Raw genomic sequence first — 16,523 nt, forward strand, 5'->3', positions numbered from 1 at the left:
GCCCCCGCACCGAACCAGGCCCCGAGGCGCCGGTCGAGACCACCACCCGGCTGCGCCCCGTGACCGCGGGGCCGCTGCCGCCGGAGGCCCCGTCCCGGCCGGCCGCCGTGCCCCCGCGGCCCAACTCGCCCGCCCCGCAAGGCCCGCCGGGCCTGCGGCGCAGGCGCCCCGTGGGGTCCGTGGACCTCAGCCCGCGACCGGGCGCAGGGCGACCGCTGGTGTTCGAACCGCCCGCCGCCTTCGACGACCACACCACCCGGCTGCGCCCGGTGCGCCGCAGCCGCGCGCGGATCGTCGCCGCGGCCTGCTGCGTCGTGCTCGGCGTCGGGCTCATCACCGGTGCGGTGACCGGGAGTTGGCTGACCGGTGAGTCCGGTGCGGCCGCCGGTGACGCGAGTGTGTTCGCCGCCGCCGCGGACGCTTGGCACAGCGAACCCGTCGACACCCTCTTCCCGCGTACGGTCGAAGGCGAAGGCGCCGGACCCGGTGGCGCGGACCGCCGGTGGACGCGGATCGCCGTCGCTCCCGACAGCGGCTGCGCGACGGGACTCGACCCGCTGCTGCACAAGGCACTCGAAACGGCCGGCTGCCGGCGCCTCGTCCGCGCCACGTACACCGACGCCACCCACAGCTATGTGACCACCGTGGGCATGGTGTTCACGGAGGCCGATGCCGAGGCGATGAGCGCCCTGCGCACCCGCTTCGCGAAGGAAGGCCTCGCCGCCCGCCCCGATCTGCTGCCGCGCGCGTACCCCGTCAAGGGCACGATCGCCGCGGACTTCGGGGACCGGCAGCGGGCCAGCTGGAGCGTGTCGGTGCTCAGCGACGCACCCGTCGTCGTGTTCGCGGTCTCCGGATTCGCGGACGGCCGCCCGGTCCCGGCCCCCGAACCGGCCGCGAAGGCCATGGCGGAGGGCGCCACCAGCCCGGCCGCCCAGTCCGGTCTCGGCCATGAGGCGCGGGGCCTGGCCGACCGTATCGAGCGTGGCTTGCGCAAGAAGGCCGCCGAGGCCACGGAGGACGCTTCGTGAAGGTTCGCTCCCTCGGCGCCCTGCTCCTGACCGGCGCCCTCGTCCTGCTGCCGGCGACCGCCGCACAGGCCGACACCATCCGCGCCCAGCAGTGGGCGCTCGACGCCCTCGACGCCGAGCGGGCATGGGCCACGACCAAGGGCCGCGGCATCACGGTCGCGGTCCTCGACACAGGGGTCGACGGCACGCACCCCGACCTCGAGGACAACGTCCTCAAGGGCAAGGACATGATCGGCTTCGGCGCCCGGCAGGGGGACAAGGCCTGGGCCCGGCACGGCACCAACATGGCCGGCATCATCGCGGGCCACGGACACGGCCCGGGCCGCGCGGACGGTGTCCTCGGCATCGCCCCCGAAGCCAAGATCCTTCCGGTACGGGTGATCCTCGAGGACGGCGACAAGTCCCGTACGAAAGCCCGCAATACGCGCGGCACGGCCCTCGCCGACGGCATCCGCTGGGCCGCCGACCACGGCGCCGACGTGATCAACATGTCGCTCGGCGACGACAGCGAGTCCGCCCATGCCGACGCCCGTGAGGACGCCGCCGTCCAGTACGCCCTGAGCAAGGGCGCGGTCGTCGTGGCCTCGGCGGGCAACGGCGGCGAGAAGGGCGACCACATCTCGTATCCCGCGGCCTACCCCGGCGTCATCGCCGTCACGGCCGTCGACCGCTATGGTGCGCGCGCCTCGTTCTCGACCCGCCGCTGGTACGCCACGGTCAGCGCCCCCGGCGACGACATCGTGATGGCGGGTCCGGACCGCGAGTACTACAAGGGCTGGGGCACCTCGGCCGCGGCCGCCTTCGCCTCCGGAGCGGTGGCGCTGGTCCGCGCCGCCCACCCGGACCTCGGCCCGGCCCAGATCAAGCGGCTCCTGGAGGACACGGCCGAGGACTCCCCGTCCGGCGGCCGCGACGACTCCTTCGGGTACGGCTTCATCGACCCGGTGGCCGCGATCGCCAAGGGCACCGAGATCAAGCCCGCGGCGGCACCGGCGTACCCGAAGAAGTACTTCGGCCAGGGCCCGTCCAAGCAGGAACCGGGCTCGAGCACATCCAGTTGGTTGGGCCTGGCGGCGGGCGCCCTGGGAGCGGGTCTCCTGGTCGTCGCGACCGTGCTCTGGCGCACCAGGCGCCGGACCTGAAGCGCGGGTTCAGCTTCCCGCGCCCTTGGTCACCGCCGCGGCCGCCGCGGCCGCCGCGCGCGCCACCCGCTCGACCAGCGCGACCCCGTCCTCCTTGGTCTCATGCCCGTCCGACAGCACGGCGATCAGATACTCCCGCCCGTCGACCGTCACGCGGCCGATGCTGTTGATGTCCCAGAGCCCGGTGGTGGAGCGCGGCAGCCAGCCGTTCTTGAGCGCGCTGTCGCCGCCTGCCGCCGAGACCCCCCAGCCCAGCCCCTCGACTATCGCCCCGAGCAACTTCCGTACATACGCCTGCGATGCGGCGGACAGCACTCGCGCATCGCCGAACACGGCCTCGAGCAGCACCAGTTGATCCGCGGCGGTGGTCCGTGTCAGCCCCCACCGCCCGTCCGTGCCGGCGCTGGTCCCGGTGAGTCCGAGGCGGGCGTTGGCCGCGTCGAGCCCCTCGGCTCCGCCGATCACGGCCCACAGTGCGGTCGCCGCCGCGTTGTCACTGCTGGTGATCATGGCGTGCGCGAAGGACCGCTCCTGCCCGGACAGGGCGCGCCCTTCGTCCTGCGCCCGCAGAAGCAGCGCGAGCAGGATGTCGACTTTCACGATGCTCGCCGTGTCGTACGCCTGCTCGTCCGCGTAACCGCCCCTGCTGCCGTCGTCCAGGCCGAGCACGGCGGCGGAGAAGCGCGCCTCTCCCGGGAGCGCGACGGATGCCAGCGCCTCTTCCAGCAGCGAATCCATGGAGGGCCGCACGGTCGCCTCCTGTACGACGGGTTCCTGGCGGGGCGTCCGCACGGCGGACGCGGGGCCGGCGTCGGCCGTCGGAGCACAGCCGGCCACCACACAGACGAGCAGGGACACGGCGAGGGTACGGGGCACGTGCATACCGCGAGGCTCGGCCGCCTGCCTGTGCGCAGCGTGAGATCCACCTCAGAACTCGGTGGGAACACCGGCCGCCGCGGCTCTGTAGGGTCGGGCAACGTGGCGAACAAGAACATCCCCGACCACGGGTACGGGAACGACGACGGCTCCGCCGACCCCCGCCTCGGCGCGGCACTCGGCGCCTGGGCCGCGGAGCGCACGCCCGCCAACGAGAGCCTGGTCCTCGAAGCGCTCAAGGAAGCCCGGCTTCTTGTCCCCGTCGTCGCCGTCCTCGGTGAGGTCGAGACGGACGATGAGGGGGGCCGCGAAGCGTCGAACAAGGGTGGTGGTGGGCGACGGGAGGGCGGCCTCAAGCGCGAGAAGAACAGCGATATGGCCGTGCCCACCCTGAAGGCCGGCGACCGCACCGCGCTGCCCGCCTTCACCTCCACGCACGCCCTCTCCCTGTGGGACCCGGCCGCACGGCCCGTCGCGGTGCCGATGCAGCAGGCGCTGCGCGCGGCCGCGCACGAGAAGGCCGACACGATCGTCCTCGACCTGGCGGGCCCCGTCCCGTACGAGCTGCCCCGCCGCGCCCTGTACGCGCTCGCCGAGGGACGCACTTCGACGGATCCGCTGACCGATCCGGCCGTCGCCGAAGCAGTACGGGCAGTGGTCACCGCCGAGCCGTCGGTGATCCGGGCCCACCTGGGTGCCGCAGGGAACTCGGACGGCACGCTCGCCCTGGTGCTCGACGACGGCAGCGACCCCGCGGCCGCCGCGCAGCGCGTCGCGCGGGCGCTCGCCGCGGACGAGAACCTGCGGGCGCGCCTGGTCCGCGGACTCGACCTCGCACTTCTGCCGGCCGAGGCGACGCCGCCGGGCGAGCCGCTGTACGTGCGGGTCCAGCCATCGGTGGGTGGGCACAGCTAGGTGGGGTGTCGGAGCACATCCCGTACGCGCTTAGGCTGAGCACCATGACTGACGCAAGCCCCACCGGACAGAACCCCGACTTCGACACCATGGCCCGCGACATCGCCGAGGTCCCCGCGGTCGAGGTGATCGTCACCGTGGCGGTGAACCTCATGAGCGCCGCCGCCGTGAAGGCGGGTCTGACCGAAGAGGGCGATGCGCACAAGGACCTCGACGAGGCGCGCAAGCTGATCCACGCCCTGGCCGGTCTGCTCGACGCCAGCACGACCGAGATCAGCTCCTTCCACGCGGCCCCGCTGCGCGACGGTCTCAAGTCGCTCCAGCTGGCGTTCCGCGAGGCCTCCCTCGTCCCGGACGAGCCCGGTCAGGGCCCCGGCGAGAAGTACACGGGCCCCGTCTTCGGCTGAGCCCGCCCGCGGCGACGGCCCTGAACACGGGCCGTTAGCCGCACCCCCCAAGCTCTGCTAACCTTGTGTAACGACCGGCCGGACACTCGCGTGCCCGGCCCACAAGTGGAGGCTCCGATCTCCCACCTGGCCACCCGATAGGGCGGCGGGTCACCGGTCCGACGGACACCTCGTGTGTATTCCCGTCGCTGATGCGCCCCGTGTACGTCGCGGTGGTGCTCCGGTTTGGAGCCCCGCCTGTGATCGTCCGGGGCATTTTTCATGTGCCGGTGCGGTTAGGTCTCACAACATGACGTTACGTGGCGGTCCGCCAGACCGTTGCGTGGTGCTACCGAGGAGGATCCATCAGCACCGAGCCCCGCATCAACGACCGGATTCGCGTTCCCGAAGTACGACTTGTCGGTCCCAGCGGCGAGCAGGTCGGGATTGTTCCGCTTGCCAAGGCCCTTGAGCTTGCTCAGGAGTACGACCTCGACCTGGTCGAGGTCGCGGCGAGCGCACGTCCGCCCGTCTGCAAGCTCATGGACTACGGCAAGTTCAAGTACGAGTCGGCCATGAAGGCCCGTGAGGCGCGCAAGAACCAGGCGCACACGGTCATCAAGGAAATGAAGCTCCGGCCGAAGATCGACCCGCACGACTACGACACCAAAAAGGGTCACGTCGTCCGGTTCCTCAAGGCGGGCGACAAGGTCAAGATCACGATCATGTTCCGTGGTCGCGAGCAGTCCCGCCCCGAGCTGGGTTTCCGACTGCTGCAGCGGCTCGCTTCGGACGTCGAGGACCTCGGGTTCATCGAGTCGAACCCGAAGCAGGACGGCCGAAACATGATCATGGTTCTCGGTCCGCACAAGAAGAAGACCGAGGCCATGGCCGAGGCTCGCGAGGCGCAGGCCGCCCGCAAGGCGGACGCTCCGGCGACCACCACGCGTCGTGACCGCGCCACGGACGAGGAGCCGACCGAGGCTGCTGTCGAGGAGCCCACCGAGGCTTCCGCCGAGGAGCCTGCCGAGGCCTGATCCGGGGCGCGAGCCCAGGATCGCCAACCGATACAACTGACGCTCCCGTCTGCCGGTCTCACGACCGGGGGAGCGCCACTGACGAGGAGAGAACGGCGCTATGCCGAAGAACAAGTCGCACAGCGGTGCCAGCAAGCGCTTCAAGATCACGGGCTCCGGCAAGGTGCTCCGTGAGCGTGCCGGCAAGCGCCACCTGCTCGAGCACAAGTCGTCGCGCCTGACGCGTCGCCTCACCGGCAACGCCGAGATGGCCCCGGGCGACGCCAAGAAGATCAAGAAGCTTCTCGGCAAGTGACGTCGCGGCCCCTGGAAACGGGGGCCGGACGCCTCGACCGGGACCTATTCGAACTCGGGCCGTGTGAACACAACCACGGCCCCGCTACAAGGAGTTAAAAGTGGCACGCGTCAAGCGCGCGGTGAACGCGCACAAGAAGCGTCGGGCGATCCTCGAGCAGGCCAGCGGCTACCGCGGACAGCGTTCGCGCCTGTACCGCAAGGCCAAGGAGCAGGTCACCCACTCGCTGGTCTACAACTACAACGACCGCAAGAAGCGCAAGGGTGACTTCCGTCGTCTGTGGATCCAGCGCATCAACGCTGCGGCCCGTCAGAACGGCATGACGTACAACCGTCTCATCCAGGGTCTGAACGCCGCCAACATCGAGGTGGACCGCAAGATCCTCGCCGAGCTGGCCGTCAACGACCCGAACGCGTTCGCCGCGCTGGTCGAGGTTGCGCAGAAGGCTCTGCCGGCCGACGTCAACGCTCCCAAGGCTGCTGCCTGAGCGTTGCGCTCTTGAGCGCTTGATCGGACCCGTGGACCGTTTCGGTTCACGGGTCCGATTGCGTTCGGATCCGCGTCTGCCCTGCCCTCGCGCAGTTCCCCGCGCCCCTGATGTGCGCAGTTCCCCGCGCCCCTAGATCACTAAGGTATGAGTCATGGTTGCCGGTCCTGAGCTGATCTCTCCCAAGTCCACCCGCGTCGCCGCCGCCCGGCGGCTCGGGAAGCGGAACTTTCGGACCAAGGAGCGGCTGTTTCTCGCCGAAGGGCCGCAGGCCGTGCGGGAAGCGGCGGGGCACAGCAGTGAGGGTGAGGCCACGCTCGTCGAGCTGTTCGCGACCGTCGAGGCCGCCGAGCGGTACGCCGACATCATCGAGGCCGCGCAGAAGGCCGGTGCCCGGGTGCATCTCGCCGACGAGACCGTGATCGCCGACATCTCCACCACCGTCACGCCCCAGGGCCTCGTCGGGGTCTGCCGCTTCCTGGACACGCCCTTCGAGCAGATCCTGGCCGCGCGGCCGCGGCTCGTCGCCGTACTGGCGCATGTGCGCGACCCCGGGAACGCCGGCACCGTGCTGCGCTGCGCGGATGCGGCGGGCGCGGATGCCGTCGTCCTGACCGACGCGTCGGTCGATCTGTACAACCCCAAGTCCGTACGGGCGTCGGTCGGTTCGCACTTCCATCTGCCCGTCGCCGTCGGCGTCCCGGTCGAGCAGGCCGTGCAAGGGCTCAAGGACGCGGGTGTACGGATCGTCGCGGCCGACGGGGCCGGCGAGGACGATCTCGACGACGAGCTCGACAAGGGCACCATGGGCGGGCCGACCGCCTGGATCTTCGGCAACGAGGCCTGGGGCCTGCCCGAGGAGACCCGCACACTCGCCGACGCGGTGGTGCGCGTGCCCATCCACGGCAAGGCCGAGAGCCTCAACCTCGCCACGGCCGCCGCCGTATGCCTGTACGCCTCGGCGCGCGCCCAGCGCAGGAACGCGCCCCGGCCCTGAGCCCCTCCTCCCCGAAGTTCTCACCTTCACCGGTACACGGGGCACCCCCACCGTCACCCTCGGCTAGTAGTGTGGCGGGCTCGGGGGCCCACTGATGACGAGTCGAGAGGTGGGATACGGGGATGAGTGTCGGCACCAGGAGACAGGCCGGAGCGCGACGCTCCGTGCCGCGCCCTGCCGCGCCCCGTATCGACACCCCGCTGGGCGAACTGGGCGTCGACCCCGACGACTTGCCCGACGGTCTGGTCGTCGCCGACGAGAAGGGCCGGGTCGTCTGCTTCAACGCGGCGGCCGGCCGGATCACCGCCGTACGCCCCGAGGACGCCCTCGGGCATCCGGTCGAGGACGCCCTGCCGCTCGAGGACCTCGAAGGCCGGCGCTGGTGGCAGCTGACCGATCCGTACGGCGGGCTCGCGATCCGCACCGGCCAGCCCGAGCGCAATCTGCTGCTGCCCGGCGGCCGCGAGGTGCTCGTCTCCGCGCGCTATGTGCGGACGCGGCCCACCGGGCCCCTGCACCGCCTTGTGGTGAGCCTGCGGGACACCGAGGCCCGGCGGCGTACCGAAAGAAGCCATGCCGAACTGATCGCGACCGTCGCCCATGAGCTGCGCTCGCCGCTGACCTCGGTGAAAGGGTTCACGGCGACGCTGCTTGCCAAGTGGGAGCGGTTCACCGACGACCAGAAGAAGCTGATGCTGGAGACCGTCGACGCGGATGCGAACCGCGTCACGCGGCTGATCGCGGAGCTGCTCGATATTTCGAGGATCGACTCGGGCCGTCTTGAGCTGCGGCGGCAGCCCGTGGACATCGCGGCCGCCGTCGGGCGGCACATCCAGTCGCACATCGCGGCGGGCCAGGCGCCGGACCGTTTCCTCGTACGGCTGCAGCAGCCGCTGCCCGATCTGTGGGCCGATCCCGACAAGATCGACCAGGTGCTCTCCAACCTCCTGGAAAACGCCGTGCGCCACGGGGAGGGGACTGTCACCATTGACGTGGCACCGCTGCCCAAAGAGCACAGCCCACTGGAAGGAACGGCAGTCACCGTGAGCGACGAAGGCCCCGGCATCCCCGAGGAGTCGATGGGCCGTGTCTTCACCCGCTTCTGGCGGGGAAGCAAGCGCGGCGGCACCGGCCTGGGCCTCTACATCGTCAAGGGCATCGTCGAGGCGCACGGCGGGTCGATCACCGTCGGCCGCGGCCCCTCCGGTGGCGCCGAGTTCCGATTTACGTTGCCCGTGGGCACTCCGGGCTATCTGCTCTAGGACCTCCGGCCCCCCACGGGCGCATTCAGCCACACTGGCACCCCGTTAGACTCGACCCTTGGCGCATTTGTGTCTGCGTGGTCGCGGCCTGCGGTCCAGGAGACCCCAGCCTGGGGGCACCTCCCAGCGGTAGCTGGGGGACAATCGGAAGCACGGGAAGAGATGTCGGCACCGAATAAGTCGTACGACCCTGTTGAGGTCGAAGCCTTGAAACCGGAAGAGATCGAGCGCATGCGGGACGAGGCGCTCGCCGCCTTCGCCGCCGCGGGTGACCTCGACGCGCTGCAGGCCGCCAAGGTCGCGCACACCGGCGGCACCTCGCCGCTCGCTCTCGCCAACCGCGAGATCGGTGCGCTGCCCCCGCAGGCCAAGGCAGAGGCCGGCAAGCGCATCGGCCAGGCCCGTGGCGCGGTCAGCAAGGCGCTCGCCGCCCGCCAGGTCGAGCTCGAGGCCGAGCGCGATGCCCGCGTACTCGTCGAGGAGGCCGTGGATGTCACGCTGCCCTACGACCGTGTACCGGCCGGCGCCCGGCACCCGCTGACCACGATGATGGAGCGGGTCGCGGACGTCTTCGTGTCCATGGGATACGAGATCGCCGAGGGACCCGAGGTCGAGGCGGAGTGGTTCAACTTCGACGCCCTCAACTTCGTGCCGGACCACCCCGCGCGCCAGACCCAGGACACCTTCTTCGTCCAGGGCACGCGCGAGGACGGCAAGCCGACCGTCGACGACGAGTCCGGCATCGTCCTGCGCACCCACACCTCGCCGGTGCAGGCGCGTGCGCTGCTCGGCCGTGAGCTGCCGGTCTACATCGTGTGCCCCGGCCGCGTGTACCGGACCGACGAGCTGGACGCGACGCACACCCCGGTCTTCCACCAGATCGAGCTGCTCGCCATCGACGAGGGCCTGACCATGTCGGACCTCAAGGGCACCCTCGATCACATGGTCAAGGCGCTCTTCGGCTCGGACATGAAGACGCGTCTGCGCCCCAACTACTTCCCGTTCACCGAGCCGTCCGCCGAGATGGACATGCTCTGCTACGTGTGCCGCGGTGAGTCGGTCGGCAACGCCGACAAGCCCTGCCGCACCTGCTCCAGCGAGGGCTGGATCGAGCTCGGCGGCTGCGGCATGGTCAACCCGCGCGTGCTGACCGCCTGCGGTGTGGACCCCGAGAAGTACAGCGGATTCGCCTTCGGGTTCGGCATCGAGCGGATGCTGATGTTCCGCCACAACGTCGAAGACATGCGAGACATGGTCGAGGGTGACGTCCGGTTCACCCGGCCGTTCGGGATGGAGATCTGATGCGGGTCCCGCTTTCTTGGCTGCGGGAGTACGTCGACCTGCCGGCGGACGCCACCGGCCGTGACGTACAGGACAAGCTGATCGGGGTCGGCCTCGAGGTCGAGACCGTCGAGCAGCTGGGCGCGGGCCTCACCGGTCCGCTCGTCGTCGGCAAGGTCCTCACCATCGAGGAGCTGACCGAGTTCAAGAAGCCCATCCGCTTCTGCACCGTCGACGTCGGCCAGGCCAACGGCACCGGCGAGCCCCAGGAGATCGTCTGCGGCGCCCGCAACTTCGCCGTCGGCGACAAGGTCGTCGTGGCCCTGCCCGGCGCCGTGCTGCCCGGTGACTTCCGGATCGCCGAGCGCCAGACGTACGGCAAGATGTCGCGCGGCATGATCTGCTCCAGCGACGAGCTGGACATGGGCGACGACGGCACCAAGGGCATCATCGTCCTGCCGCCCGAGCACGAGGTCGGCACGGATGCCACCAAGTTGCTCGAGCTGTACGACGAGGTCCTGGACATCGCCGTCACGCCCGACCGCGGCTACTGCCTGTCCATGCGCGGCGTGGCCCGCGAGGCCGCCACCGCGTACGGTCTGCCGCTGCGCGACCCGGCGCTGCTCGACGTCCCGGCGCCGAACTCGTTCGGCCACCCCGTGAAGATCTCCGACCCGCGCGGCTGCGACCGCTTCACCGCGCGCACCGTCGTCGGTCTCCAGCCCGAGGCACGCTCCCCGATCTGGCTGCAGCGCCGGCTGCAGAAGGCCGGAATGCGCCCGATCTCGCTCGCGGTCGACGTCACCAACTACGTGATGCTGGAGCTCGGTCAGCCCCTGCACGCGTACGACCGTTCGTCGATCGAGGGCCCGATCGGCGTGCGCCGTGCCGAGGCCGGCGAGAAGTTCACGACCCTCGACGGTGTCGAGCGCGTCTTGGACGCCGAGGACCTGGTGATCACCGACAACCGCGGGCCGATCGGTCTCGCGGGTGTCATGGGCGGCGCCAACACCGAGATCGCCGACCCCGAGGTCGACCCGGAAACGGGCCTGGCGCAGGGCACCACCGAGGTGGTCATCGAGGCCGCGCACTTCGACCAGCTGTCGATCGCGCGCACCGCGCGCCGGCACAAGCTGTCGTCCGAGGCGTCCAAGCGCTTCGAGCGCGGTGTCGACCCGAAGGCCGCGTCCGCCGCGGCCCAGCGGACCGTCGACCTGCTCGTGCTGCTCGCGGGCGGCACCGCGGAGGCCGGGGTCACCGAGGTGATCGCGCCGTTCGCGCCGCACACCATCAGCATCCCGGCGAACCACCCGGACAAGGTGGCGGGTGTCGACTACGGCCGCGAGACCGTCGTACGGCGTCTTCAGGAAGTCGGCTGCGATGTGTACGGGCAGGACGAGCTCGTCGTCACCGTGCCGTCCTGGCGGCCCGACCTGACCGACCCGAACGACCTGGCCGAAGAGGTCATCCGGCTCGAGGGCTACGAGAACCTGCCCTCGACGCTGCCCAAGCCCCCCGCGGGCCTGGGCCTGACCGATCGCCAGCGCCTGCACCGCCGTGTCGGCCGTACCCTCGCCGGGTCCGGTTACGTCGAGGCGCTGAACTACCCGTTCATCGGCGCGCAGGTCTTCGACCAGCTGCAGTTGGACAAGGACGACCCGGCCCGCCGTGTCGTCAAGCTGGTCAACCCGCTCTCCGACGAGGAGCCCGCTCTTCGTACGACGCTGCTTCCGGGCCTGCTGCAGGCGCTGCGCCGCAACGACGGCCGGGGCGGCCACGACCTCGCTCTCTTCGAGACGGGTCTGGTCTTCCACCCGGCTGCCTCGTCGACGGGCGTCGGCACCGCCGTGCGCCTTCCGGTCGACCGCCGGCCCACCGACGAGGAGCTCGCCGGGATCGACGCCGTGCTGCCCGTCCAGCCGCGCCATGTCGCGGTCGTCCTCGCGGGCGCCCGTGAGCAGGCCGGCTGGTGGGGCAAGGGCCGCCCGGCCGACTGGGCCGACGCCGTGGAGGCCGCGCGCGGCGTGGCCGCCGAGGCCGGCGTCGACCTGCTCGTGGACCAGGGCCAGTACGGCCCCTGGCACCCGGGCCGGTGCGCCGAACTGTCCGTCGTCATCGACGGGGTGAAGACCCTCGCCGGTCACGCGGGCGAGCTGCACCCGCGCGTGGTCAAGGCGCTCGGGCTGCCCGCGCGCACCTGCGCCATGGAGCTGAACCTCGACCTCGTCGAGCAGGCCGTGGACGGCACGTTGCAGGCGCCGCGTATCTCCACCTTCCCGGTGGCCACGCAGGACGTCGCGCTCGTCGTCGACAGCGAGGTGCCGGCCGCCGCGGTCGAGCACTTCCTGCGCCTCGGCGCGGGTGAACTCCTCGAGGACATCCGGCTGTTCGACGTCTACACCGGCGACCAGGTCGGCGAGGGCAAGAAGTCGCTCGCGTACGCGCTGCGCTTCCGCGCCACGGACCGCACCCTGACCGTCGACGAGGCGTCGGCCGCCCGCGATGCCGCGGTGGCCAAGGCCGCCGAGATCACGGGCGCGGTGCTGCGCGGCGCGTGAAGCCGCGGCGGGGGCTCGCGTTCCCGTAAAGCCCAGGCTCAAAACGCCTGGTGAGGGGCGCACTTGGGACACCAAGTGCGCCCCTCACTCATTCGGGTGAGAAGAACGGACTCCCTGGCCCGATCGGGCCACCCCATGGACAGAATCGATCCGGCCGTACGCCGAGCAGTCGCTGCTCCGGTGCACGCGCTGTCTCGGGGCTGGCCCCTGCTCGACAGGGCCTTAGGGAGGCCGTCGGCGATGATCCGTATCAAGTCCAGGGCACCCGTCGTACCGGGGTCCGGACACCGCACGTCACGCGCGGAGTCATCCCCGATCCGGCGCGTGGTCACGCTTGCCCTGCCGACGGTGTGGGGCGGCGTCGCCATCCTCTACAAGCTCACCTGCCCGCTCGCCCAGCAGGACGGGCTCACCGCGCGGGTCGCCACCAGCGCGGTGTTCTTCGCCGTGGGCACCGGTTTGATACTCGGCGTACGCCGGGCCCTCCTGCACGAGCTGGCCCAGATCCGCGAGGTCGCCGGCGCCGCCCAGCGGGTGCTCCTGCGTCCGCTGCCGCCCCGCCTGGACGGTCTGGCGATCGCCGCGGGGCAGCTCTCCGCCCATCGGGCCGCGACGGTCGGCGGCGACCTCTACGAAGCCGTCGCCACCGACCACGGCGTACGGGTCGTCATGGGCGATGTGCGCGGGCACGGCCTCGCCGCCATCGGCACCGTCGCCGCACTGCTCGGCAGCTTCCGGGAGGCCGCGCACGACGAGGCCGAACTTCCTTCCGTACTGCGCAGGCTGGAGCGCGCGATGGGGCGGCATCTGCGCGAGCGCGCACGGTCCGAGCACCCCTCGGCCTGCACCGGAGAACCCGAGACCCCGCTCTCCGAGGAGTTCGTCACCGTCCTCCTCCTCGAGATCCGTCTCGACGGCTCGGTGTACGCGCTCAACTGCGGCCACCCCTGGCCCTACCGGCTCGGTCTGCAGGCCGAGCGGATCGCGGGCGGCGAACCCCTGCCGCCGCTCGGGCCCTTCCCGCTCCCCGCCGACCTGCCGGTCCTGCACTGCGGATGGCTGCGCGCCGGCGAGACGCTGCTGCTGCACACCGACGGTGTGGAGGACGCACGGGACGCGGCCGGCGAGTTCTTCCCGCTGGCCACCGTGCTCGCCGGGAACCGCAGTGCGCCCGGCGAGGTGATCAACACCGTGTGCGACGCGCTGCTGCGGCACACGGGCGGCCGGCTCGCCGACGACATGGCGCTCCTCGTGCTGCGCAACGAGCGGCGCAAGGTGCCGCAGCAGCCGGGCGAACCGGTGGTGCGCGGGGCACGAACGGCCACTTGACCCACGGGCTGCCACCCGCGGTCACCGGGCCACGGGCTGCCACCCGCGGCCGCTGGGCCGTGCGTATCGGTGCGGCTGTCCTCGCGCTCTCGACCGCTCGAGCAAGGAGGACACCGATCCGCCGTCGCGCGAACCACTCCCGTACGAGGGAGGGTTGGACCACCGGCCCGGCCGGCGCCGCCCACCTCGCCGCGGAGAGTTCGGCAGGCGGACGAGGTGAGCGGCGCGGTATGGGCCGCCGCACTGTACGAGGGGGAGCCGGCGGCCCGGCCGCCTCTGGCGAGGCCAGAAGGTGTCCGGTCCAGGGGGTCCGGACGCATATATCCAACCGGCCGCCGCCCCCGGTACGGCAGAGTGCACGCCCGGTCACTGTGGGCACTTGCTTCGCACCCCGTGTGAAAGCCGCTCGACTACTCTGGGCGGCACCGAGCCACCGGAGGGCCTGATGCAGCCCAACACCCTGCTCGACGCGATACTCGACGAGGCCGGGATCTCCCATGCGGGCCTCGCGGCCCATGTGAACCAGGCCGGCAAAGCCCGAGGTCTCGCGCTGAGGTACGAACACACCGCCGTGGCCCGCTGGTTGAAGGGCCAGCGGCCGCGCGGCCAGGTGCCCGACCTGATCTGCGAAGTGCTCGCGGCCCGGCTGCAGCGCCCGGTGACGCTCGACGACATCGGTCTGGGGGTGCCCGGGCAGCAGGCGAGTGTGGCCGCGACGTCGCTGTCCGGGTTCGTGGAACGGGCCACCGCCTTATGGCGGTCCGATATGCAGCAGCGCCCGCATGTGCTCGGCGCGGCCGCGGTCACCGGCACGCCGGCCGTGATGCCGGTGTGGGAGTGGGAGAACCCGCCCGAGGACGTCGATGTCTCGCGCGGCGGACGGCATCAGGTCAGCAAGTCCGATATCGCGATGCTGAGTTCGGCCCGTGCGCACTACGAGCAGATGTACCGCAAGACGGGAGGGGTCGCGACCCGCGCACGCATCGTGGGCTTCCTCAACGCCGAGGCCGCCCCGCTGCTGCGCGGCAGCTATACGGATGCGACAGGGCGCCAACTGCACAGAGCCACCGGTGGATTGGTGGCGATCGCCGGTATCTGCGCGTACGACTCCGACGCCCACGGTCTGGCGCAGCGCTACTTCCACCAGGCGCTCCGGCTCGCAAAGGCGAGCGGGGACAGGGGACTTGGTGCGTATGTGATAGCGCTGCTTGTCAACCAGTCGCTGTTCATCTGCGAATACCGGCAGGCCGTCGCGTTCGCGGAGGCCGCCCTGAGAGCCGCAGGGCGGCACATCACGCCCGCGCTCGCCGCCGATCTCTACGCCATGCAGGCCAAGGCGTATGCCCATCTCGGGGACGGCAGCAGCGCGTTGTTCTGCATCCGGCGGGCGGAATCGGCCGCCGACCGGATCCATCCGGGCCATGAACCCGCCGAGACCGGCTATGTGCAGCCGGGCCTGGTGAACGTACAGGTGGCGGAGGCCCTGCTCAGTCTCGGTGATCTCGCGGCGGCCCGGATGCACTCGGCCGCGGCCGTGGACACCCCGGCCCATGACCGGGGGCGGGTGCACCGCCTCGCGGTGCTCAGCCAGATCGAGCTGCGGCGCGGTGAGGCGGAGGCGGCGGTCGCCACGGCCGTCGAAATGGCCCGGCAGGCACGGGGGATGGAGTCTCAGCGGCTGCGCGACCGGCTGCGTGCGGTGCGTGAGCATCTCGTACGCAGCGGATGTTCCGGCACCGAAGAAGCTGCCGCACTCATCGACGGGGCGTTGCGCGTCCCGCTGTGACCCTGAGCGCCTGCTGCAAGGGTGCGTGCGATATTGCCATCTATCTCGGCGGAAGGTGGCAGAACCGTGCAGTGGACGAACCTATGCGAAAAGAATGTGTACCAAAACCGCTGGTTCCAGGTGAACTTGGCGGATGTGGAGCTACCGAACGGGAAGCACCTCGATCACTTCCTGATCCGGATGCGTCCCGTGGCCGTCGCCACGGTGGTCAATGAGGCCAATGAAGTCCTGCTCCTGTGGCGGCACCGCTTCATCACCGACAGCTGGGGCTGGGAGCTGGCCGCGGGGGTCGTCGAGGACGGTGAGGACATCGCGGTCGCGGCGGCCCGTGAGCTGGAAGAGGAGACCGGGTGGCGGCCCGGCCCCCTCCAGCATCTGCTCAGTGTGGAACCCTCCAACGGCCTCACCGACGCCCGGCATCACATCTACTGGGCGGACGAGGGGACGTATACGGGCCATCCCGTGGACGACTTCGAGTCATCGCGACGGGAGTGGGTGCCCCTCAAACTCGTCCCCGACATGGTGGCGCGGGGGGAGGTGCCGGCGGCCAACATGACGGCCGCGCTGTTGATGCTGCACCACCTGCGACTCGGGTGATCGCCTGGGTCCGGATCATCCCGGTCACCGCCCGAGCGCCTGCCACACGGCCACCACCAGGGCGCCGATCGCGGTCAGCGTCGCGACGGTGGGCAAGGGCCAGCGGTTGTGCTCGAGTGCGGTGATACGGGTGGTGAGGTCGTCGAGCTCCTTGGCGCTGTGTTCGTCGCGCTGGGTCAGCAGCGCCAAGTGGCCTTCGATACGGGCGAGTCCCACATCCAGGCTGCGGCGCAACTCTGCGTGTTCTTCCTGGATCACGGGATGCTCGGGGTCGGGGCTCACGGATCCGCTCCTTCCTGGGTCGTACGTGGCTGAAACTTGTCCGTGCGCAGCCATCCCTGTTCTGCGCACAGACAGTAAAGCGGCCTGGTGAGGGGCGCGGGAGCGTGTGCGCGGGGCATATGCGGGACCTGCATTCACACCGGTGCGAACCCTTCGGGCCCGGCTTCCGCAGACCCCCTTCCGGCCGGGTCTCAGGGCGCCAATCTGGCCGGAAGGATACGGAGAGTGGCCGAATCGGCGGGGGAGACAGGGTGTGGGGATG

General features: G+C 70.9%; 16 protein-coding genes. 14 read left to right on the forward strand and 2 right to left on the reverse strand.

Annotation, left to right across the window (positions count from 1 at the left end; translation table 11 throughout):
* Both G6045_RS31065 and mycP read left to right on the forward strand, forming a co-directional pair.
* Nucleotides 1-1,031: hypothetical protein (locus G6045_RS31065; RefSeq protein ID WP_235968424.1), on the forward strand; the 1,031-nt coding region annotated here is incomplete at its 5' end.
* Nucleotides 1,028-2,173 (forward strand): type VII secretion-associated serine protease mycosin, encoded by a 1,146-nt coding sequence (mycP, locus tag G6045_RS31070; protein ID WP_165335493.1) that lies wholly within the window; start codon nucleotides 1,028-1,030, stop codon nucleotides 2,171-2,173. The genes G6045_RS31065 and mycP, both read left to right, overlap by 4 nt.
* Nucleotides 2,174-2,182: 9 nt before the next feature.
* Here mycP and G6045_RS31075 read toward each other — a convergent pair whose 3' ends face one another.
* On the reverse strand, nucleotides 2,183-3,055 hold the full coding sequence (locus G6045_RS31075) for a serine hydrolase (RefSeq protein WP_165335494.1): 873 nt from the start codon (nucleotides 3,053-3,055) through the stop codon (nucleotides 2,183-2,185).
* 96 nt (nucleotides 3,056-3,151) lie between these two features.
* Here G6045_RS31075 and G6045_RS31080 point away from each other — a divergent pair, with 96 nt between their 5' ends.
* From G6045_RS31080 to G6045_RS31135, 12 genes are all read left to right on the forward strand, one after another.
* The gene (locus G6045_RS31080) at nucleotides 3,152-3,964 is read left to right on the forward strand and encodes an SseB family protein (RefSeq protein WP_165335495.1); all 813 of its coding nucleotides are present in this window, start codon (nucleotides 3,152-3,154) and stop codon (nucleotides 3,962-3,964) included.
* 44 nt (nucleotides 3,965-4,008) lie between these two features.
* Nucleotides 4,009-4,371, forward strand: a complete 363-nt coding sequence (locus G6045_RS31085) for a DUF1844 domain-containing protein (RefSeq protein WP_165335496.1) — start codon at nucleotides 4,009-4,011, stop codon at nucleotides 4,369-4,371.
* A gap of 299 nt (nucleotides 4,372-4,670) precedes the next feature.
* Nucleotides 4,671-5,387: a translation initiation factor IF-3 gene (infC, locus tag G6045_RS31090; protein WP_165335497.1), complete on the forward strand. Its 717-nt coding sequence runs from the start codon at nucleotides 4,671-4,673 to the stop codon at nucleotides 5,385-5,387.
* A 100-nt stretch (nucleotides 5,388-5,487) separates the two neighbouring features.
* Nucleotides 5,488-5,682, forward strand: a complete 195-nt coding sequence (rpmI, locus tag G6045_RS31095) for a 50S ribosomal protein L35 (protein ID WP_003947156.1) — start codon at nucleotides 5,488-5,490, stop codon at nucleotides 5,680-5,682.
* Between the two features lie 100 nt (nucleotides 5,683-5,782).
* Nucleotides 5,783-6,169 carry a 50S ribosomal protein L20 gene (gene rplT / locus G6045_RS31100; RefSeq protein ID WP_165335498.1) on the forward strand — a complete coding sequence of 129 codons (387 nt, stop codon included), beginning with the start codon at nucleotides 5,783-5,785 and terminating at the stop codon, nucleotides 6,167-6,169.
* Nucleotides 6,170-6,323: 154 nt separating this feature from the next.
* The gene (locus tag G6045_RS31105; protein ID WP_165335499.1) at nucleotides 6,324-7,166 is read left to right on the forward strand and encodes a TrmH family RNA methyltransferase; all 843 of its coding nucleotides are present in this window, start codon (nucleotides 6,324-6,326) and stop codon (nucleotides 7,164-7,166) included.
* Nucleotides 7,167-7,288: 122 nt separating this feature from the next.
* Entirely contained in the window at nucleotides 7,289-8,428 is a 1,140-nt protein-coding gene (locus G6045_RS31110; protein ID WP_165335500.1) for a sensor histidine kinase, read from the forward strand.
* Nucleotides 8,429-8,590: 162 nt separating this feature from the next.
* Complete coding sequence (pheS, locus tag G6045_RS31115) at nucleotides 8,591-9,730, forward strand: phenylalanine--tRNA ligase subunit alpha (RefSeq protein WP_165335501.1); 1,140 nt, start codon at nucleotides 8,591-8,593, stop codon at nucleotides 9,728-9,730.
* Entirely contained in the window at nucleotides 9,730-12,267 is a 2,538-nt protein-coding gene (gene pheT, locus G6045_RS31120) for a phenylalanine--tRNA ligase subunit beta (protein WP_165335502.1), read from the forward strand. Before pheS ends, pheT begins: the two co-directional genes overlap by 1 nt.
* Before the next feature lie 240 nt (nucleotides 12,268-12,507).
* Entirely contained in the window at nucleotides 12,508-13,596 is a 1,089-nt protein-coding gene (locus G6045_RS31125) for a PP2C family protein-serine/threonine phosphatase (protein ID WP_165335503.1), read from the forward strand.
* A 445-nt stretch (nucleotides 13,597-14,041) separates the two neighbouring features.
* Nucleotides 14,042-15,382, forward strand: coding sequence for a transcriptional regulator (locus G6045_RS31130; RefSeq protein ID WP_165335504.1), 1,341 nt, complete (start codon nucleotides 14,042-14,044; stop codon nucleotides 15,380-15,382).
* Nucleotides 15,383-15,448: 66 nt separating this feature from the next.
* Complete coding sequence (locus tag G6045_RS31135; protein ID WP_165335505.1) at nucleotides 15,449-15,979, forward strand: NUDIX hydrolase; 531 nt, start codon at nucleotides 15,449-15,451, stop codon at nucleotides 15,977-15,979.
* Between the two features lie 24 nt (nucleotides 15,980-16,003).
* Here the strand turns inward: G6045_RS31135 and G6045_RS31140 are convergent, their stop codons facing one another.
* A complete protein-coding gene (locus tag G6045_RS31140) occupies nucleotides 16,004-16,261 on the reverse strand; it encodes a hypothetical protein (protein ID WP_165335506.1) in 258 nt (85 codons plus the stop codon).
* Nucleotides 16,262-16,523: the final 262 nt, after the last annotated feature.

This window comes from Streptomyces mesophilus, from assembly GCF_011044995.1.
Lineage (GTDB): Bacteria > Actinomycetota > Actinomycetes > Streptomycetales > Streptomycetaceae > Streptomyces > Streptomyces mesophilus.

Excerpts from the sequence above, each read along its gene's own strand:
- G6045_RS31110 (WP_165335500.1), top strand. The coding sequence starts at position 7,289 with ATGAGTGTCGGCACCAGGAGACAGGCCGGAGCGCGACGCTCCGTGCCG.
- G6045_RS31125 (WP_165335503.1), top strand. The coding sequence starts at position 12,508 with ATGATCCGTATCAAGTCCAGGGCACCCGTCGTACCGGGGTCCGGACAC.
- G6045_RS31105 (WP_165335499.1), top strand. The coding sequence starts at position 6,324 with ATGGTTGCCGGTCCTGAGCTGATCTCTCCCAAGTCCACCCGCGTCGCC.
- G6045_RS31075 (WP_165335494.1), bottom strand. The coding sequence starts at position 3,055 with ATGCACGTGCCCCGTACCCTCGCCGTGTCCCTGCTCGTCTGTGTGGTG.
- pheS (WP_165335501.1), top strand. The coding sequence starts at position 8,591 with ATGTCGGCACCGAATAAGTCGTACGACCCTGTTGAGGTCGAAGCCTTG.
- G6045_RS31130 (WP_165335504.1), top strand. The coding sequence starts at position 14,042 with ATGCAGCCCAACACCCTGCTCGACGCGATACTCGACGAGGCCGGGATC.
- G6045_RS31085 (WP_165335496.1), top strand. The coding sequence starts at position 4,009 with ATGACTGACGCAAGCCCCACCGGACAGAACCCCGACTTCGACACCATG.
- rpmI (WP_003947156.1), top strand. The coding sequence starts at position 5,488 with ATGCCGAAGAACAAGTCGCACAGCGGTGCCAGCAAGCGCTTCAAGATC.
- pheT (WP_165335502.1), top strand. The coding sequence starts at position 9,730 with ATGCGGGTCCCGCTTTCTTGGCTGCGGGAGTACGTCGACCTGCCGGCG.